The 19,188-nt window shown below is 42.7% G+C and carries 14 protein-coding genes; 11 read left to right on the forward strand and 3 right to left on the reverse strand.

The window, feature by feature from the left end:
- Nucleotides 1–245: 245 nt before the first annotated feature.
- The 4 genes from IGJ28_RS15040 to IGJ28_RS15055 all read left to right on the forward strand — a co-directional run bounded on the left by IGJ28_RS15040 (nucleotide 246) and on the right by IGJ28_RS15055 (nucleotide 4,123).
- Nucleotides 246–1,571, forward strand: a complete 1,326-nt coding sequence (locus IGJ28_RS15040) for an ABC transporter substrate-binding protein (RefSeq protein WP_060813992.1) — start codon at nucleotides 246–248, stop codon at nucleotides 1,569–1,571.
- A 122-nt stretch (nucleotides 1,572–1,693) separates the two neighbouring features.
- A complete protein-coding gene (locus IGJ28_RS15045; protein WP_003125918.1) occupies nucleotides 1,694–2,605 on the forward strand; it encodes a carbohydrate ABC transporter permease in 912 nt (303 codons plus the stop codon).
- A 40-nt stretch (nucleotides 2,606–2,645) separates the two neighbouring features.
- Nucleotides 2,646–3,503: a carbohydrate ABC transporter permease gene (locus IGJ28_RS15050; RefSeq protein WP_252711487.1), complete on the forward strand. Its 858-nt coding sequence runs from the start codon at nucleotides 2,646–2,648 to the stop codon at nucleotides 3,501–3,503.
- Nucleotides 3,500–4,123, forward strand: coding sequence for a DUF624 domain-containing protein (locus IGJ28_RS15055; protein WP_081131503.1), 624 nt, complete (start codon nucleotides 3,500–3,502; stop codon nucleotides 4,121–4,123). The genes IGJ28_RS15050 and IGJ28_RS15055 overlap by 4 nt, the downstream gene beginning before the upstream one ends.
- 104 nt (nucleotides 4,124–4,227) lie before the next feature.
- Here the strand turns inward: IGJ28_RS15055 and IGJ28_RS15060 are convergent, their stop codons facing one another.
- Nucleotides 4,228–5,412 carry an amidohydrolase gene (locus IGJ28_RS15060; RefSeq protein ID WP_438845469.1) on the reverse strand — a complete coding sequence of 395 codons (1,185 nt, stop codon included), beginning with the start codon at nucleotides 5,410–5,412 and terminating at the stop codon, nucleotides 4,228–4,230.
- A gap of 164 nt (nucleotides 5,413–5,576) precedes the next feature.
- Here IGJ28_RS15060 and IGJ28_RS15065 point away from each other — a divergent pair, with 164 nt between their 5' ends.
- The 5 genes from IGJ28_RS15065 to IGJ28_RS15085 all read left to right on the forward strand — a co-directional run bounded on the left by IGJ28_RS15065 (nucleotide 5,577) and on the right by IGJ28_RS15085 (nucleotide 12,875).
- A complete protein-coding gene (locus IGJ28_RS15065) occupies nucleotides 5,577–6,614 on the forward strand; it encodes a LacI family DNA-binding transcriptional regulator (RefSeq protein ID WP_103299445.1) in 1,038 nt (345 codons plus the stop codon).
- Between the two features lie 98 nt (nucleotides 6,615–6,712).
- Nucleotides 6,713–8,050: a PTS sugar transporter subunit IIC gene (locus IGJ28_RS15070; RefSeq protein WP_252711485.1), complete on the forward strand. Its 1,338-nt coding sequence runs from the start codon at nucleotides 6,713–6,715 to the stop codon at nucleotides 8,048–8,050.
- A gap of 52 nt (nucleotides 8,051–8,102) precedes the next feature.
- Entirely contained in the window at nucleotides 8,103–8,585 is a 483-nt protein-coding gene (locus IGJ28_RS15075) for a hypothetical protein (protein WP_252711484.1), read from the forward strand.
- Complete coding sequence (locus tag IGJ28_RS15080; RefSeq protein ID WP_252711483.1) at nucleotides 8,582–10,810, forward strand: alpha-galactosidase; 2,229 nt, start codon at nucleotides 8,582–8,584, stop codon at nucleotides 10,808–10,810. Before IGJ28_RS15075 ends, IGJ28_RS15080 begins: the two co-directional genes overlap by 4 nt.
- A 4-nt stretch (nucleotides 10,811–10,814) precedes the next feature.
- Nucleotides 10,815–12,875, forward strand: a complete 2,061-nt coding sequence (locus IGJ28_RS15085) for a beta-galactosidase (RefSeq protein ID WP_252711482.1) — start codon at nucleotides 10,815–10,817, stop codon at nucleotides 12,873–12,875.
- Between the two features lie 26 nt (nucleotides 12,876–12,901).
- On the opposite strand, the gene IGJ28_RS15090 is transcribed toward IGJ28_RS15085, so the two are convergent.
- Nucleotides 12,902–13,729 carry an NAD(P)H-hydrate dehydratase gene (locus IGJ28_RS15090; protein ID WP_252711481.1) on the reverse strand — a complete coding sequence of 276 codons (828 nt, stop codon included), beginning with the start codon at nucleotides 13,727–13,729 and terminating at the stop codon, nucleotides 12,902–12,904.
- Between the two features lie 170 nt (nucleotides 13,730–13,899).
- Here IGJ28_RS15090 and pepV point away from each other — a divergent pair, with 170 nt between their 5' ends.
- A complete protein-coding gene (pepV, locus tag IGJ28_RS15095) occupies nucleotides 13,900–15,324 on the forward strand; it encodes a dipeptidase PepV (protein WP_005470858.1) in 1,425 nt (474 codons plus the stop codon).
- A 100-nt stretch (nucleotides 15,325–15,424) separates the two neighbouring features.
- Here the strand turns inward: pepV and IGJ28_RS15100 are convergent, their stop codons facing one another.
- Complete coding sequence (locus IGJ28_RS15100; RefSeq protein WP_252711480.1) at nucleotides 15,425–16,159, reverse strand: NADPH-dependent oxidoreductase; 735 nt, start codon at nucleotides 16,157–16,159, stop codon at nucleotides 15,425–15,427.
- A gap of 348 nt (nucleotides 16,160–16,507) precedes the next feature.
- Between IGJ28_RS15100 and IGJ28_RS15105 the strand changes: the two genes are divergently transcribed.
- Nucleotides 16,508–19,165: a cation-translocating P-type ATPase gene (locus IGJ28_RS15105; protein ID WP_081131586.1), complete on the forward strand. Its 2,658-nt coding sequence runs from the start codon at nucleotides 16,508–16,510 to the stop codon at nucleotides 19,163–19,165.
- Nucleotides 19,166–19,188 lie beyond the last annotated feature (23 nt).

The following is a 19,188-nucleotide window of genomic DNA, read 5'->3' on the forward strand; positions in this document are numbered from 1 at the left end:
GTTCTTTCTTAAGTGATAAAAAAATGAAAAAAGAGAACAATAGCTTAAGAAAAATCCTCTAAAACTATCATGCCTGAAAATAAATAAGATTTCAAAGAAAACGCTCCAAAAAATCTCCGGCTATGAAATTCGTTATTTTTTTTGATAAAAAAACAATGCTTATTGTTTGCTCATTACTAAGAGTCATGATACTTTAAAATTACAACATTATAAAATAATGATAAAAATGAAAGCAGGGATAAAAGATGAAAAAGGCACTATCAATAGGGTTGTTGCTGTTTTCGACCGCATTGGTGACAGCGGCTTGCGGCAGTAATTCGGAAGACAAAAATACTGACGCATCGGGAAAACAGACAAGTGATGGGAAAATAACATTAGATTTTTGGTCTTTTTGGGGATCGGGGGCTCGCCAAGAAGTCATCGAAGAGATCATCGACGATTTTAATCAGTCACAAGATGAAATCGAAGTGAAATATAGTTACCAGCCTTGGGGAGATATTTGGACGAAGTCTCTCTCGGCAATCACTGCAGGAAATCCACCGGATGTTATTGTTCAAGACATCAATTCAGTCGCGCAGCGTGCAGAAGCACAGCAAGCAACGAACTTGAGCGAGTACGTTAAAGATGGCATGTCTGATGAATTTTATCCTCAATTATGGGATACGGTAGAATATGAAGGAGACCCTTATGCAATTCCTTTCAATACCGATACCCAAGTGATTTTTTATAACAAACAAATTTTCAAAGAAGCAGGGATCAGTGAAGATCAGTTACCCCAAACATGGGACGAACTTGAAACTGTTGCACACAAATTAGATGTCAAAAAAGGCGATGATTTTGAGCGTATCGGATTCTATCCTTTGTGGAACCTTGGCGCGGATGTTTGGGCATTGAACGCTGATAACGGTGTTAGTTGGTTTGACAAAGATGAAAAGGTTTCGATTGACACAGAAAATAAAGTGGAGGCTCTGGATTGGATTCTTGATTGGCAAGATTATTATGGGCAAGATACGATCAATCGTTTAGAAGCTGAGTTTGGCTCCGGTGTAGCAGATCCATTTATTTCTGGTTTGGTGGCCATGCGGGCACAGAATATCAATTATTACTCTAGCTTGATGGAAAATGCGCCAGATGACTTTGATTTTGGCGTCATCCAGATTCCAGAAAAAGAAAAAGGTTCTGGTCACTGGTCATGGGGAGGCGGCTTTGTCTTAGAAGTTCCTCAAGGAGCCAAAAATCCCGAAGCGTCCTACAAGTTTATCGAGTATCTTTCAACCCCAGAAGTTCAAGAAAAATTTGGTGAAAAGAGCTTTGATATTATGGCTAACCGAACAGCAAATGAAAATCTTGTCAAAAATGATCATTTAGATGAAAAAGGTCAAATGATCTATCAAATGGCGGATGAGAATTTTGCTAATACAGTAATCACTCCGGTACCATTGGATGCACCAGATTTCAGCAGTTTAGTCAATGAACAAATTGATCAAATTCTGCTAGGGAATAAAAAACCAGCAGAAGGATTAGCAGATGCTCAAAAAGCAGTGGAAGATCTTGTAGAACAAAATAAATAATAGATTGAGATAGGGAGTTGCGGCTAGCCGCATTCCCTTTTCTATCGTTACTGTTCTCATTGCATCATTGCTATTTTGCTGAAAAAAGATGGCAGAAAACACTTTACTAAAGGAGGGGAATTATGAAAAAGAAACGATCGAGAAGCAAAAGACAAGATGCCCTCTGGGGATATTTGTTTGTAGCGCCGTTTTTGATTGGTTTCATGGTGTTCATGCTGGGCCCTATGTTATTCTCGTTTATCGGCAGCTTTACGGATTATAATCTAACGTCAAAAATGAATTTTATTGGTTTTGGAAACTTCAAACGAATGTTTACGCAAGATGCACTTTTTTGGAAATCACTTTATAATACAATTTATTTTGTACTCTTTAATGTCCCACTGACGACCTTATTCAGTGTCTTTCTAGCTACATTATTGAATCAAAAGATTAGAGGAATCAGCTTTTTTCGGACGACTTTTTATTTGCCAGCGATTTTATCCGGTGTGGCAGTATATGTGTTATGGATGCAGCTGCTGTCGCCTTCCGCTGGTTTGATTAATACTTTTTTAAGCTGGTTCAACATCAAAGGTCCGGCCTGGCTGTTTGATCCTGAATGGACCAAACCGGCATTGATCCTAATGAAAATTTGGAGCTCTGGGGGGGCGATGCTGCTGTACTTGGCGACATTGCAGAACATCCCCGGAACGCTTTATGAATCAGCAGAGATCGATGGTGCTGGTATGTGGGCTAAGTTTAAACATATTACGATTCCATTGATTACACCAATTATTTTTTATGATGTCATTACGTCGACAATCGGTTCTTTCCAAATCTTCCAAGAAGCCTATGTTATGACGAAAAACGGCACTGGTGGACCTGCCAATTCGCTCTTGTTCTATAATCTCCATATGTGGAACAAAGCGTTTGTAGCTTTTGATATGGGGTATGCAATGGCGATGTCGATGATCCTTTTCTTAATCGTATTAGTCTTAACATTTATCAATCTGAAATTAGCTCCTCGTTGGGTCCACTATGCAGGAGGACAAAACTGATGGCTTCAACAAAGTACACTATCTCAGGAGGGCTGACTGTATGCAGATGTACAAAATAAAGAGCAATTCTCAACAGCAGCGGATCAAAAAGTTAACGAGTTATTTAGTGATGACTGTGATTGGCATCGTTCTGATCATTCCGTTGCTGTGGATGGTATTCACCTCATTAAAGCCAATGGAAGAGATCGTCCGTTATCCACCAACGTTTTTTCCAGAAGAAATCAATCTCTCAAATTACCTTGATACGATCAATGCGTTTCCTTTTTGGCAATATGCAAAGAACACCTTGTTTATCACGGTGTTAGTTGTGTTCGGCAACGTGCTTTCAAACTCATTTATCGCTTATGGATTTGCCAAGTTGGATTTTCCAGGGAAAAACCTGATTTTTTCTCTGGTCCTTTCAACAATGATGATTCCAGGATTTGTGACGATGATTCCACAATACGTGCTGTTTTCTAAAATCGGCTGGGTAGGGACGTATCTGCCGCTGATCATTCCCTCATTTTTTGGGAATGCCTTCAATATCTTTCTGATGCGGCAATTTTACTTATCGATCAATAATGAACTGATTGAAGCGGCAAAAATGGATGGCGCCAATCATCTATATATCTGGAGCCATCTGATGATTCCTTTAACCAAACCTGCACTGATCACGATTGCCATCAATTCATTCAATGGTGCTTGGAATGACTTCTTAGGACCATTGCTGTATATTCAAAATCAAGAAAAATATACACTCCAAATCGGTTTGCAAGTTTTCCAAAATCAATCAACGACACAGTGGAACTATTTGATGGCGGGTGCAACACTGGTCTTATTACCAACGATCCTATTATTCTTTTTTGCACAACGCTACTTTATTGAGGGAATGGATCTGACGGGAGGAACCAAAGGATGAGAAAGATAGAGCCGCAGCGTTTATTCAATGGTCTGATTACTTGGATCAATTGGATGCCCAAATTGATTCTTCTACAATTTTTGTGGTTGGTTTGCTCAATGCCTTTTTTTACAGTGGCAACAGCGACAAGAAGTATGATTGCGGCGATTAAGCAGATCAAAGACACTCAAGAGAGGGCAGAACAAGAGAAAACGACGACGATTTTCTTTACGAAATTTTCTGAGCTGTGGCAACTGAATAAAAAGAAAGATATTGTATTCAGCTTTTATAGTCTTTTTCTTTTGATTGATCATTCCATTCTTAGTCGATTTCCACAACCGCTTTTTCAAGTCATGGCCACGATGCTGATCGTGATCTTCATGATCTGTAGCTTGATTTTTTTCTATCAGACGCTTTTAATGGGCGAAAAGAAGCAGCAAGTCAGCTTCTTTTATGCTTTTTATCAAGCCGGTCGCTCACCTAAACGAGTGTTGCTCCATCTTTTTTGGACGATTACGCTATTGTTGTTTTTTGGCTTCTTCGGTCCGGCGTACCTATTTTTGGTGGGAATGAGTGGTTGTTGTTTGATTCAGTTAATTATCTGTCCTGCTTCGATTACTTCAATCCAGATCTCTCATTAAAAAGAGTAGACATAAGTTGAGACAAAACGATACGATACCCTGCATGATGGGGACCGCCGTTTTGGGAACTTATGACTACTCTTTTTAACTGCATTGATTAGGAGTTAATCTATTAAATAAGCAATTGTAGCGGTACCGACCGCTTTGGCTGCAATCAAGAGACAGATTTCATTCATCATGAAATCAGGACTGTGGTGAGGATGATTGAGATGATCTTCTGTCATACAACCGATATAAAAGAAAAGACTAGGTCGTTCTTGTGCATAGTAGGCGAAGTCTTCAGAGGGATCTTGAGGACCGCAATCAAAGATCTCCTTCACTTCAGGTAAGTGAGCTTCTTTGAGGGAATCAATCACTTGTATTGTAAAAGCTGGATCATTATAAAGAACCGGATAATTGTCATCATATTCAAGACTGGTTTCGACCGCAAAAGTTTGTGCTAGACCATCTGCCATTCGCTGGATCTGTTGGTGAATCGTTTGACGAGTGGTTTCTTTCATCACACGAACATCTCCCTTTAGGGTCACAGTCTCTTTGATTGCATTAAAGGAACCACTCCCGTCAAAAGAACCAATCGTTAGACTTGCTGTGTCAAAAGGATCGATCCGACGAGAAACGATCGTCTGTAGTTGAGTAACGAAATAACTGCCTGCTACGATGGCATCATTTGCTAGTTGCGGCATGGAAGCATGACCACCTTTGCCACGAATGGTCAAAGTGAAATTTGCACGTCCAGTTTGGGTTTCGCCAGAGTGGTAGCCAATCTTGCCTGTTTCCATTGAAGACATCACATGGACGCCAAGTACATGATCGATATCTGTTAAACAACCGTCGGCAATCATGCCTTTGGCACCGCCAGGAGATACTTCTTCAGCTGGTTGGTGGATGATGCGGATGCTTCCTTTTAACTGGTCTTTTAAGGTAATCAAATTCTTAGCCAAAACCATTAAATAGGCTGTATGCCCATCATGACCACAAGCATGCATCACACCAGGAACCTGAGATCGAAAAGGCAGCTGATTGTCTTCTTCTACAGCCAGAGCATCAAAGTCAGCCCGTAAAGCCAGCCGTTTTCCAGGTTGCTCACCGATGATATCAACGATCAGGCCATAGCCGTCGCCACATTCTGTGATTTGGCAGTCTAGTTTTTCATAGTAGGCTTTGATATAAGCGGCGGTTGCTTTTTCCTGAAATGAAAGCTCTGGGTGTTGATGCAAGTGCCGCCGAATCGCAATCATTTCCCCTTCGTCTTTTTCCAATTGCTGCATAAGTGTTGTTGTGATATTCATCTGAATCCCTCCTATTTCTACTTTTATCATACACGAAGCAACTATTTTTCTGCACGCGATAACCCAACCTGTTTTCTTGCGTAACAAGTAGGGATTGACAAAATCGCTGTTTCTCTCTATTCTTAAAAAGAGATTTAGTAAACAGTAAACAACGGGGTGGCAGAATGGCAAGTATGAGGGATATTGCAAAATTGGCAGGGGTTTCCGTCGCAAGTGTGTCGCGAATCTTAAACAATGATGAAACATTTAGTATCAACGAAAATACCCGCAAACGGGTGATCGAGATTGCCAACCAGCTGAATTATTCTAAAGACAAGAGCTTGTCGAGTTCGCGAGAAGCTGGCGATAAAAATACGATAGCAATCATTACACGGCATAACAGTGAATCGGAGCGTAATGATCCTTATTTTATGATGATTCGTAACGGAATAGAGAAAGAGGCAGCCAAATGGCGTTTAAAAACGGTTCGTGTCTTCTCGATGCGAGACCAAGACAAAGATCTGACTCAACTGGCAAAGTATGGTGCTGTCATCATCATTGGGGAAATGACGCAAGAGGCATTGCAAGAAATCAGCCGGTACAATCAACATATTATTTTGGTAGATAATTATAGTGAAAACGACGCCTATGATTGCATACAAACTGATTTTGCTCGAAAGACCCATCAAATTTTGGATATCTTAAAAGCAAAAGGACATGAGAACATAGCATTTATTGGTGGTGTTTCCAGTCGAGTAACGATCACAGGAGAAGTCGTTTATGATGAACAAGAAATTCGTGCAGAGAATTACAAAAATTGGATGCTGATGAACAAGCTGGAAGAATACAGTCATGTTTTTCAAGGAAAATGGTCACCAGAGACTGGATTAGCTTTTGGCAGAAAAATCGCCGAGATGACCCCGCGGCCGACAGCCATCATCGTTGCTAGTGATCCCATGGCAGTGGGGGTCTATAAAGCATTAAATGAACACGGGCTGAAGATCCCAGAAGATATATCAGTGGTTAGTTTTGATGATATTCAAATGGCCCAGTTTATGACACCAGCGCTTTCTTCAGTCAAAATGAAAGCGGAAGAAATGGGTCAAATGAGTGTAGAGCTGGCGAAAAACAAATTATTGGGCGTTCGAACAATGCCAGTCCGAGTGATTTGTAAAAGTGAATTGATATTAAGAGAATCGATTGCCGATAAAAAAAGATCATGAAAAATGATCTTTTTTTTATTTTAGAGTTGTGTAAACATTAACTAAACAATTATACTGATTGTAGTAAACGTTTACAGACAAATTAAAGGAGATTAGTTATGAAATTTATTGATAAATTAGCAGAGAAGATGGTTCCTTTTGCCCAAATCATTGCCAATAATAAGTATTTATTGAGTCTGCGTGATGGCTTTATGGTTGCTTTTCCCGCGACAATGTTTGCTTCAATCATGATCATTATTCAAAATTTACCCGCTACCTTTGGCTTATCTGAGAAACTGCCCGCAGGACTGATGACCTTTTTGAATGATTTCTTTGGTCCTATCGGGAACGCAACCATGAGTATCACAGCGATTTTTGTTGTTTTCGGGATCGGCTATCAATTGGCAGGAAAATATGGCCAGCCAAAACTTTTTGCCGGAGCAATCTCATTGTCCTCTTTCTTAATGCTTTTGCCCTACGGTTCTTCCGATGACCTGGGAACAGTGATTCCCCTTTCAAAATTAGGTGCGGAAGGGATGTTCGTTGGGATCATCACAGCGATTATCGTTACACAAATTTATTGCAAGATCAGTGCTTCTGGGTTAACGATCAAAATGCCTGAATCGGTTCCGCCGATGATCGCTGAGTCTTTCCTTGCTATCATTCCAGGTGCTGCGCCATTGTTTTTATTTAATTTGATCCGTTACTTGTTTACATTCACGTCATGGGGCAATGCGGTCGACTTTGTCTACGAAATCTTACAGAAACCATTAATGGGCTTGGGGGGCACGTTGCCTGCAGTCTTGATTGCCGTTTTATTTACTCAATTCTTCTGGTGGTTTGGGATCCATGGCACACTGGTTGTTAACGCTGTGATTGATCCGATCATGAATGCATTGGCGATTGAAAACTACGAAGCCTATAAAGCAGGTGCAGAACAACTGCCTCATATCATCAATACAACCTTCATGGGCGTTTTTGTAAACCAAGGAATGCAATTAGGGATCTCGATTACGATGGCATTTTTTATTGCTCGTTCGATTCGGATGAAGAAGCTGATGAAGACAGTCATTGCACCATCTGTTTTCAATGTGTCAGAGCCAATGACATTTGGGTTGCCGATCGTATTGAACCCGATTGCTTTTGTTCCGTGGATTTTGGCCCCGCTTGCTAGTACGACGATTTCTTATTTTGCAATCGCTGCTGGTCTTGTGCCTCGCCCAATCGGAGCAACGGTAGTCTGGACGACACCGGTCTTCTTATCTGGCTGGCTGGGAACTGGCTCTGTAGCAGGTGCCATTCTACAATTGGTAACTGTTGCTGTGATGACATTGATTTGGGTGCCATTCCTAATCGTGATGGACCGTGGCTATTTGAAAGAAGAAAAAGAAGAGCTAGCCAAAGAAGCGCTCGCACAAACTGGCCCTGCCATCGACGAAAGAATCAAAGAAAGCTAAGCTTAGTATTCCGTTCTGTCAGCATGGCAACAGAAAAAATGGAGGATCGAAGATGCGAACAGATACATTGACCTATACTTATCAGATGCGTACAACGCCGGAACGATTCTATCAAGTGATGATCGTGCAACAAGCGGCATTCTTTCGCTCAAAAGGAGCAGAAGAACCTTTCGGCGAGAACAGTCAAATTGATTTGATGATTCGCACAAAATCAGCGGCCACGCTGGTGCCAGCGGTGATGAAAGTCAAAAAAATCGCGCAAGATGAGGTTGCTTTGATAACAGCCTATGAACAAGGAAAAATCTGTCAAAGGTATCGCTTTGTTCCTAGTGGAGCAGAAAAGATTGAGGTTACGTATTCGGAACAGAATTCTTTTGATCGTTCCCGCAATACGTATAGTTTCATGCTGGCAGCATTATTCTATAAGTTCTTTTTTAACAAAGGGGTCAAAAAACGCATGCAGTATTTGGAAACTGCATGCCAGAAATATAATGAAATAGACGAGAATAAAGTTGAAATTAGAGGAAAAAAATGATTGAGATAATAACCGATACGCTTTTTCATTTATACAATGAAAAGATTAGTTATGTGATGCATGTTTTACCAAATCGACAATTAGGTCATCTGTACTTTGGTCCATCTTTGGGGCATTTGAGTGCCAATGACATGGACTATTTAACCAAAAAAGAAAATAAATCTGCCGGCACGGTCAAATTTTTTGAAAATGATGGCCTGTTTACGTTAGCAGATCGCTTTCAAGAGTTGCCAACCTATGGTTCTTCTGACTTTCGAGAAGGAGCCGTTACTATTTTTGCAGAAGACGTGCCTTTGTATGTGGATTTTAAAGTCGCAGAAGTCGAAACTTTCGCAGGAAAGGAACGAGAGCTGGCCAAACCGGCGAGTTTTGCCGAAAAAACAGAAAGCCAAAGCCTGCGAATAATGTTGATCGATGAGCAGCGGCAATTGAAAATGGAAATCACCTACACTATTTTTGCTGGTTTAGGCACGATTGCGCGCAATCAGCGGATCACCAATCTTGGCGCTGAGAAAAAACAACTTTCTTCGTTGATGAGCGGGGTACTGGAATTAAGAAATCAGCAATTTGAATTTGTTCACCTTTCTGGTGCTTGGCTAAAGGAACGCCAAATCAAAGCCACACCATTGACGCAAGGAACCTTTCGAGTGGGGTCTTTAAAAGGGGCCTCTGGGCATCAGCACAATCCCTTCGTGGCACTGAAGGCTGCCAATGCCACCAATGATCAGGGACGTGTCTATGGAGCAAATCTGATTTATTCAGGGAATTTTCTCGCGCAAGTCGAGATGGATGAGTGGGACAATGTCCGCTTGATGCTGGGGATTCATCCCGAACAGTTTTCTTGGACATTGCAGCAAGATGCAGTCTTTGAAGCCCCAGAATGTATATTGACATTTACCGATGAAGGGTTGAATGGGTTAGGGCAAGAGTCTGCTGCGTTTATTGAAAAGCACGTGATTGCCCCTTATTGGCAAAAACGGCCGCGGCCGATTGTCTTCAATAATTGGGAAGCAACTTATTTTGATTTTGACCAAGAGAAATTAGTAGCATTAGCAGCAGAAAGTCAGGCATTAGGAATGGAATGCTTCGTCTTAGATGATGGCTGGTTTGGTAAAAGAGACAACGATCGCAGTTCTTTAGGGGATTGGGTGCCAGATCCAGCGAAATTTCCTAATGGCATCGGTCATTTTGCAAAACAAATCCACGATCTAGGGTTGCAGTTAGGCGTTTGGTTTGAACCGGAAATGGTCTCTCCTGACAGCCAGCTTTATCAAAAACATCCCGATTGGGTGGTCCGACATCCTTATGAACGCATCTCTGTGGGACGCGGCCAGTATGTCTTAGATTTTGCCAATCCGGCAGTCGTGGAGGCGATCTTTGCTGCGATCAAAAAAGTCATCGTCGAAACGGATCTTGATTATATCAAGTGGGACATGAATCGGAATATCACAGAAGCTTATTCACCTTATTTAGCAGATGAAGGGATTCCCCAAACAGAATTCTTTCATCGCTATATTTTAGGGGTCTATGCCCTTTATCAGAAAATATTAACAGAATTTCCGGAGATTTTGATCGAAGGCTGTGCTGGCGGCGGCGGTCGTTATGATTTAGGGATCTTGTTTTACAGTCCTCAGATTTGGCCGAGTGACGACAGCGATGCCGTGGAACGACTACAAATTCAAACCGGCACATTACTTGGCTATCCGATGTCTTCATTCAGCAATCATGTCTCCGCTTGTCCCAATCATCAAGTGGGGCGCAATACGTCACTGGCATTTCGGCAATCGGTGGCTATGTTTGGCCCATTAGGCTACGAGCTGGATCTTTTCAGTTTATCAGCAGCTGAAAAACAAGCAATCAAAGAACAAATCATTTTCTATAAAGCTCATCGACAACTTCTGACTTATGGCGCCTTCTATCGGATGACCGATTTGAGCCAAAAAAATGAAGTTGTATGGGGAGTCTCTCATCAAGAGGAAGCACTGATTGCCTATTTTCGGATTCTTGCTGAAGCAAATCCTGCAGCGGAAGCTTTTATACCGGTACCGTTCATTGATCCGGATCGAAGCTATCTGCTGGAGAATGAGCAGTTGTCTGGCAAGGTTCTGAAGCAAATTGGACTGCGCAAACCGTACTTATTCAATGCTGTCAATCACCAAACGGCGCAAGTAACAGGAGATTTCCAGTCATTTGTTTATCAAATCAAAGCAATCAAAAAGGAGTAAAAAGATGACGAATTATTTCTTTGATCAGCGGTTCCTGCATGGTGGGGACTATAATCCCGATCAGTGGCTTGATTATCCGGAAATCCTAAAGAAGGATTTGGCGTATATGCAAAAAGCCCACGTCAATACGGTCACACTTGGGGTGTTTGCTTGGAGCGCTTTGGAGCCAACAGAAGGGGTCTATCAGTTTGACTGGGTTGATGAACAGTTTGATGCGATCCATGCTATGGGGGGCAATGTCATTTTGGCTACCCCCAGCGGTGGTCGTCCCCAGTGGTTGAGTCAGAAATATCCGGAAGTCAATCGCACCAATGCGTATGGACAAAAACATACCCATGGCTTTCGCCATAATCATTGCTATTCTTCACCAATCTATCGCGAAAAAGTGCGGCAGATCAACACAAAATTAGCTGAACGCTATGGCGACCATCCGGCACTAGCCATGTGGCACATTTCCAATGAGTATTCAGGGGAATGTTTTTGCGAATACTGCCAAGAAAAATGGTGTGACTGGTTAAAGAAACAGTACAAAAACCTAGAAGCATTGAATCATGCGTGGTGGATGAGTTTCTGGGGCAATCGCTATTCCGATTGGGAACAAGTCTTGCCACCATCACCTTTAGGAGAACATAAAGTTCATGGGATGGATCTGGATTGGAAACGATTCGTCACTGATCAGACCATTGATTTTTATTTGAATGAGATTGTCCCTATTCGGGAACGAACCCCTGATATCCCGGTAACGACGAATTTTATGGCGGAAGGTCATGCCACACAGGATTTCATTCCTCTGGAAGGAATCGACTATGGCAAGTTTTCTCAGTATGTGGATGTGGTTAGTTGGGATAGTTATCCCGATTGGAACAATCGCTTTGAAGCAATCGCTACAACCGCTATGAAGTCTGCCTATGTCCATGATCAGTATTGGTCTTTGAAGAAACAACCCTTTTTAGTTATGGAATGTACCCCAAGTTATGTCAATTGGCACCAATACAACAAATCGAAGCGCCCCGGGGTCCATGTTTTAAGTAGTATGCAGCAGTTAGCTCATGGGTCAGATAGTACCTTGTATTTCCAGTGGCGCCAATCTCGTGGCAATTCGGAGAAATTTCATGGCGCCGTTGTCAGTCATGATGATTCCACAAACAATCGAGTGTTTAAAGAAGTTGCTGAATATGGCGCTCGTCTCGAAAAAATCAGTGAAATCAAAGGAACCACTCGCAAGAAAGAAGTGGCGATTCTCTTTGACTGGGAAAGCAATTGGGCGTTGAAGCGCGGGGGAGGATTCGGCCGTCCTACGAGACGTTATCCGCAAACGTTGCAAGAGCATTATCAGGTTTTCTGGGAACAAGACATTCCGGTTGATATTCTGACTCCTGAGCAGGATTTTTCTGATTATCAATTAGTCATTGCGCCAATGCTATATATGATGACAGAAAAAACGATGCTAAAATTAACGAGCTATGTTGAAAAGGGTGGAATACTAGTATCCAGCTATTTCACAGGAATGGTCAATGAAACAGATTTGCTTTATATTGGCGGATTGCCTCAACCATTAAAGGCGCTCTTTGGCATTGAGGTATTAGAGCTTGAAACACTTTTAGAAGACGAACACAATCAGATTGATTTTCAAGATCAGCGATTTGTCACCAAAGACTATTCAGCAATCATTGACGTGTTGGATGCAGAAGTTTTAAGCCATTATCAGACAGATTTCTATCAAGGCACGCCTGCGGTTACGAAGAAGCCATTCGGTGCAGGGGCTTCGTATTATTTGGCTGCCCGAACGAACAGTGATTTCTTAGCTGCTTTTTATCAAAAGTTGATTGAAAAATTGGGATTGAGAAGAACAGCGATTGCTGAAGCACTTCCTGAGGTGTCGATTCAAACGCGAGTTGGGACGCAACGAGACTATTCATTTATTATGAATTTTTCAGAGGAAGAACAGCATCTAGTATTGAAGCAGCCAGTAACCGATCTGGAAACCAATGGACATCTAGTGGGAGCAATCACGTTGGCACCCTATGAAGTCAGGATCGTATATCACCCCTCTGAAGTACACTAAGAAAAAAGGACCATTCGTTACGCCAATCAGCGCAACGAATGGCCCTTCATAAATTTAGGCAATGCTTCACTGATCTGTGTCGGCAAGACAACATAGTTCTCGGCAGCTAAATGTTCGCCAATCAAACTGTGGAGATAAACCGCTGCGTGGATCGTTTCTTCGGTTCGATCAAATTGTGCCAAAAAACTGGTAATGATCCCGGCTAAGGTATCCCCGGTGCCGCCAGTGGCCATAGCTGGCGTTCCTAATGGGTTTTCGACGATTTCTGTGCCATAAATCTGGGTGCGATGGCTTTTTAAGACCACGATACTGGCTAATTTTTTTTGGAAGGCTGCGTTTTTCTCCGGTGTTTGCTCACTGATCTCAATGCCGCTTAATCGTTGCCACTCCATTTGATGAGGGGTAAATACGACGTGACTGGGGTAAGGAAAAGTCAATGGGTATTTCGCAGCTAAATTGATCGCTGACCCATCAACAACTAGCCATTGATGGCTTTTTTGTGCAGCGACGACTGTTTGCAATAGATTGAAACTGGTTTTGCCTTCCCCCATGCCTGGGCCAATCAATAGGACATCCGCAGATTCAGTGACCGTGCTGATAAGCTCAGTCTGGTCCCAGGAGACGAACATCGCTTCTGGCAGTCGCGCATGTAGCGCCGTACGATTGACAGGATCGGAGATCACCGTGGTTAGTCCAGTTCCGCCATAAACACTGGCTTGTGCCGCCATCAAGATTGCGCCTCCGTACTGCTGGTTACCGCCAATCACTACGGCACGGCCAAAGGTCCCTTTGTGACTTTCGACGGGGCGTTTGCGAATCACTGCTGCTAAAATAGTTTGCTCCAGTTGCTTCATACAATGACTCCTTTTCTGCTTCTTTCACTGGGCTCATTTTCTAGAATAAACCTATTGCTTTTATTATACTCGTTTTATGAAAGATATCGTCTGAAAATACACAATTTTTTTTCCTTTTTTCAGCTAAGAGTGTTATCATAAAAGGCGAGAAAAAAATTGGAGGGAATCGTATGACAATCGATTGGAAAAAAGAAGTCGAAGCGCGTAAAGACGATTTGCTAAATGACTTGATTGATCTTTTGAAAGTAAAAAGTGAACGAGAAGATGACAAGGTAACGGCAGATGCTCCGTTTGGACCTGGACCTCGTGATGCCTTGCTGCACATGTTGGCTTATGGGGAACGTGATGGTTTCGCTGTGAAAAATGTCGATAACTATGCTGGACATATCGAATTTGGTGAAGGAGACGAAACATTAGGGATCTTCGGCCACATGGATGTTGTCCCTGCTGGTGACGGTTGGGCGACAGATCCCTACGATCCTGTGATCAAAGACAATAAAATTTATGCTCGCGGATCTTCCGATGATAAAGGTCCTTCAATGGCTGCTTATTACGGAATGAAGATCATTAAAGAGTTAGGCTTGCCATTATCTAAAAAAATCCGCTTTGTCGTAGGATCTGATGAAGAAAGCGGCTGGGGTGATATGGACTACTATTTCGAGCATGAAGAAAAACCTGATTTTGGTTTCTCTCCCGATGCGGAATTCCCAATCATCAATGGCGAAAAAGGGAATGTAACATTAGGGCTTCATTTCCAAGGAAATAACGAAGGTGCTTATCAACTGCAACAATTCACTGCTGGTTTGCGGGAAAACATGGTACCAGGAACTGCGGTTGCAAAATTGACTGCCCCATCTACAGAAGCTGCATTAGAAATGGAAAAAGCTTTTTTTGATTATGTCGAAGGTCAACCAGTGACTGGCACCATCGAAACAGAAAATGAAGAAGTTACCATTGAACTAGTCGGTAAAGGCGCCCATGGTGCAAGTCCTCAGTCTGGGATCAATGCGGGAACTTTCTTGGCAGTCTTTTTAGACAACTTTGCCTTTGGCGGCGGCGCAAGACAATTTATCCATACGGCGGCAGCTTATGTCCATGAAGATTTTTATGGTGAAAAATTAGGCGTGGCGCATGAAGATGAAAAAATGGGTAAACTAACCATGAATGCTGGTTTGTTTGCTTTTAAAGCTAATCAATCAGGTGTTCAAGCAGACAACTTTATTGCCTTGAATTTCCGTTACCCTCAAGGGGTAACTGCAGAAGGTCTGGAAATCGGCATTGAAAAAACCGTTGGCATGGAAGGCGCAACAGTGACTCGGAACGAGCGCAACATGGAGCCTCACTATGTGCCGATTGATGATCCATTGGTGAAAACATTGCTTGAAGTTTATGAAGAACATACTGGCCAAAAAGGCTATGAACAAATCATTGGCGGTGGCACTTATGGCCGTTTATTAAAACGTGGTGTCGCATATGGGGCGATGTTCCCAGGCTACACAGATACGATGCACCAAGCAAACGAATTTATGAGCTTGGATGATCTATTCAACGCGGCAGTGATTTATGCAGATGCCATCTACCGTTTGGCAAAATAAAACAACTCGAAACACCTCATGAAGAACTTCTTCATGAGGTGTGTTTTTGATGGAGACAGTATAGCGACCGGTAACAAGGAGCAGGTGCTTGTTTTCGTAGTTACTGTGTCAAAAAGCCTTGCCTTTTCAAAAATTTTTCTACGTCCGGACGGCGAGGTTCTTGGAAAAAGCCAGTCATTTTGGTTTGCCAATCCGTTTTTTGTTGATTGCTTCTCCGATGGGCATAGTAGTCCGCGGTAGTTTCATTGTAGCGAGCAACGAGGTCTTCGGTCAGGGGCTGATAGTGGTCGACACTTAACACAGCGGATTGCGGTAAGCGAACTTTCGGCTCATTTTTCGTTGCGGGATAACCGATAGTCAACCCAAACAATGGCAGTGTATACGGGGGCAGCTCCGTGAGTTCAGTGATACGGAACAAATCATTCCGGATTCCGCCAATGTAACAGATTCCCAGACCTTGGGTTTCTGCAAAGGCTGCCATATTTTGAGCAGCAATCGTGGTATCTACCACAGAAACTAGAAGGGCTTCCATATTCGACAACCCATCACTAGGCAAATTTGCTTGTTGCAACAATTGATGGTGTTTATATAAATCTGCTACGAACAGATAAAAGACACCCGTCTGTGTGATATAGTGGGGAGCACCGGCGATTTTCTCGATTTCTGCCAATCTTTTAGGATCTTTGATCTCGATGATTGAATAGGCTTGAACGAAATTTGAACTTGAACCGCTTTGTGCTACTTTGACAAGTTGTTGCTTCATTTCTGCTGATAAAGACTTTTTTTGGAAGTCTCTAACCGATGTGTGACTTGTAAAAAAATCAATGGTTTCCATTATTGTTCCTCCTCTGTCACGCTTGTTACGCTGTAGATTAGTGTAACAGAAAAAAGAAGCTTTTTTCAAAAAAATATATCTGAGAAAAGACAAATTTGTGCATAAAGGTTGCTATCTTCAAAAAATTTCGTTATGATGATTCTACATTCTGATAAACCCTTAGGGGAGTAACCAGTGGCTTCGGCTGCGATAATATCAACAGTAAGTAAACTGGCGACAGTTTTCTGGTATTATATGAAATGGTGAGACCTAAGACAAGCATCCACTTGTCTTAGGTCTCTTTTTTTCTAAAAAAGGACTCATGCAAGGGATAGCAACTATGAAGGAGAGAAATCATTGGCAAAAGAAATGTATCAAAAAGAAATCACAGAGGTTATGAACGAGGTAAACAGCAGTCCATCTGGATTGTCCCAGCAAGAAGCGGCAAAGCGCTTAGAAAATGGCTTGAATCAGCTGAAAGAAGCTCCCAAAAAATCAAGTTTGATACTCTTTTTAGAAACCTTCAAAGATGCGATGGTGATCGTTTTGCTGATCGTGGCTATCGTTCAGATGATCATGGGCGCCCATGTTGAATCGATTGTCATTTTTGCTGTTTTGCTACTGAATTCGGTTGTTAGTGTCATCCAAACGAAAAAAGCAGAAGGATCGTTAGATGCATTGAAAAGCCTCTCGGCACCCAATGCAAATGTCATCCGAGATGGAAAGGAACAAACGGTACCGGCAAAAGAATTGGTAGTGGGTGATATCGTTATTCTAGAAGCAGGGGACTATGTACCTGCTGATGGCCGTCTGATTGAAGAAGGGGCATTGAAAGTCGATGAAGGAATGCTGACCGGTGAATCGACACCTGCTGAAAAAGAACTTGGGGTTATTGACCGCACAGCGCCTATTGGAGACCGCGATAACATGGTCTTTAGTGGAACGATCGTGACTTACGGCCGTGGACGTTTCATTGTGACTGCCACAGGAAATGTGACAGAAATCGGGCAAGTCGCTGGTTTATTAGAAAACACAGTGGAACACAAGACGCCATTACAACGCGGGCTGGATCGCTTCAGCAAAAAATTGAGCTTGGCGATCCTCGTTCTTTCCTTGATTATTTTAGGTGTCCAAGTTGCTCGGCTATTTTTAGGTGATGGGTCTGGCGATATGACCGCCGATCTAGTCAACGCTTTTATGTTTGCAGTCGCTGTTGCGGTGGCTGCTATTCCTGAAGCACTCCAATCGATCGTGACGATTGTTTTATCGATCGGTACCAAACAAATGGCTCGTCAACATGCGATCATTCGTAAGTTGCCGGCAGTTGAAACACTAGGTTCTACTAGTATCGTTTGTACAGATAAAACAGGAACATTGACCCAAAATAAAATGACGGTCGTTGATTTTTATTTGCCAAATGGACAGACGGGTGAATTTTCTGAGAATCCTGCTGAATGGACATTGCCTGAACGTCGCTTGATCGAGATCAGTGTGCTTGCAAATGATGCGGCAATCAGTCCCGAAGGAGCTAAACTAGGAGATCCCACAGAGATTGCCTTTCTTGATTATACAGAAAAATTGAATCAACCGTATCGTGAGATTCGTCAACAATACCCGCGATTACAAGAATTGCCTTTTGATTCCGATCGGAAATTGATGTCCACATTGCATACCATTGATTCGGAACAACTCCTTTTGACAAAAGGGGGACCGGATATTGTGATCGGAAGAAGTACAAAGGTTCTTATCAATGACGAAATCGTTCCACTGACTGAGGAAATCAAACATCAGTTGCAGCATCAAAATGAAGAATTCTCTAAACGCGCGCTGCGGGTTTTGGCTTTTGCTTATCGTCCGCTGACAGTGTCTGAAGACGAAGAACTGCATTTAGGTCTCGAAGAAGAGTTGATCTTTGTTGGTTTGATGGCGATGATTGATCCCCCTCGGAAGGAAGTCAAGCAAGCCGTGGCAGACGCGAAATCGGCTGGCATCAAAACAGTGATGATCACTGGTGACCACAAAACGACGGCTGTGGCCATTGCTCAGGAGATCGGGATTGCGCAAGAAGGTGACTTAGCATTGACCGGTACAGAACTTGATGCACTGTCGGAAGAAGAACTGACGAATCAATTGGAGAAAATCACTGTCTACGCCCGCGTCTCTCCTGAGAATAAAATCCGCATTGTGCGAGCATGGCAAGATAAAGGGAAAATCTCTGCTATGACCGGTGATGGCGTAAATGATGCACCAGCATTGAAGCAAGCGGATATCGGGATTGCGATGGGGACCGGAACGGACGTTGCAAAAGATGCAGCAGCAATGGTCTTGACAGATGACAACTTTGCTTCAATTATTCGAGCGGTAGAAGTTGGCCGCAATGTGTTTGATAATATCAAAAAGGCGATTTCTTATCTTTTTGCTGGTAACCTCGGCGCGATTATCGCCATTGTGTTTGCTTTAGTAATGGGCTGGGACAATCCATTTACAGCCTTGCAATTGCTGTTTATCAACTTAGTGAATGATTCGCTTCCTGCTATCGCTTTAGGGATGGAAAAAGCGGAACCAACTATCATGCAAAGAGAACCTAGAAATCCTGATGCTGGCATCTTTTCTGGTAAAACGCTGATCTCAGTTACTTATCGTGGGATCTTGATTGCGGCAGTGGTGATTATAGCGCAATGGATCGGGATGAATCAATCGCCGGAGTTAGGTGTTGCAATGGCATTCTCAACTTTGATCTGGAGCCGTACATTACAAACATTGCCTGCTCGTTCCAATACAGAGACTGCTTGGCAAGCTGGATTGTTTGCGAATAAAATGGTTTGGCTGGCGATCGTGGTTTGTGGTCTGCTTTATAGTGTGACATTGCTACCTGGAATTCGGGAAGTCTTTGCGATTCCAGAAACCTTTACAATGAACCATGTTGGGTTAAGCATAGCTATGGCAGCTGGTGCTGTCTTGATGATGGAAATCACAAAACTGATTATTTTAGCGGTACAATCTCGAGGTAACAACACGAACTCATGATACTTGCGGGAGTGTTTTCGCTA

Origin of the sequence: Enterococcus sp. AZ091, from assembly GCF_051714805.1 — a bacterium.
Classification (GTDB): domain Bacteria; phylum Bacillota; class Bacilli; order Lactobacillales; family Enterococcaceae; genus Enterococcus_D; species Enterococcus_D gallinarum.

Coding starts and splice junctions, on each gene's coding strand:
- IGJ28_RS15040 (WP_060813992.1), top strand. CDS start 246: ATGAAAAAGGCACTATCAATAGGGTTGTTGCTGTTTTCGACCGCATTG.
- IGJ28_RS15045 (WP_003125918.1), top strand. CDS start 1,694: ATGAAAAAGAAACGATCGAGAAGCAAAAGACAAGATGCCCTCTGGGGA.
- IGJ28_RS15050 (WP_252711487.1), top strand. CDS start 2,646: ATGCAGATGTACAAAATAAAGAGCAATTCTCAACAGCAGCGGATCAAA.
- IGJ28_RS15055 (WP_081131503.1), top strand. CDS start 3,500: ATGAGAAAGATAGAGCCGCAGCGTTTATTCAATGGTCTGATTACTTGG.
- IGJ28_RS15060 (WP_438845469.1), bottom strand. CDS start 5,412: ATGAATATCACAACAACACTTATGCAGCAATTGGAAAAAGACGAAGGG.
- IGJ28_RS15065 (WP_103299445.1), top strand. CDS start 5,577: ATGGCAAGTATGAGGGATATTGCAAAATTGGCAGGGGTTTCCGTCGCA.
- IGJ28_RS15070 (WP_252711485.1), top strand. CDS start 6,713: ATGAAATTTATTGATAAATTAGCAGAGAAGATGGTTCCTTTTGCCCAA.
- IGJ28_RS15075 (WP_252711484.1), top strand. CDS start 8,103: ATGCGAACAGATACATTGACCTATACTTATCAGATGCGTACAACGCCG.
- IGJ28_RS15080 (WP_252711483.1), top strand. CDS start 8,582: ATGATTGAGATAATAACCGATACGCTTTTTCATTTATACAATGAAAAG.
- IGJ28_RS15085 (WP_252711482.1), top strand. CDS start 10,815: ATGACGAATTATTTCTTTGATCAGCGGTTCCTGCATGGTGGGGACTAT.
- IGJ28_RS15090 (WP_252711481.1), bottom strand. CDS start 13,729: ATGAAGCAACTGGAGCAAACTATTTTAGCAGCAGTGATTCGCAAACGC.
- pepV (WP_005470858.1), top strand. CDS start 13,900: ATGACAATCGATTGGAAAAAAGAAGTCGAAGCGCGTAAAGACGATTTG.
- IGJ28_RS15100 (WP_252711480.1), bottom strand. CDS start 16,159: ATGGAAACCATTGATTTTTTTACAAGTCACACATCGGTTAGAGACTTC.
- IGJ28_RS15105 (WP_081131586.1), top strand. CDS start 16,508: ATGTATCAAAAAGAAATCACAGAGGTTATGAACGAGGTAAACAGCAGT.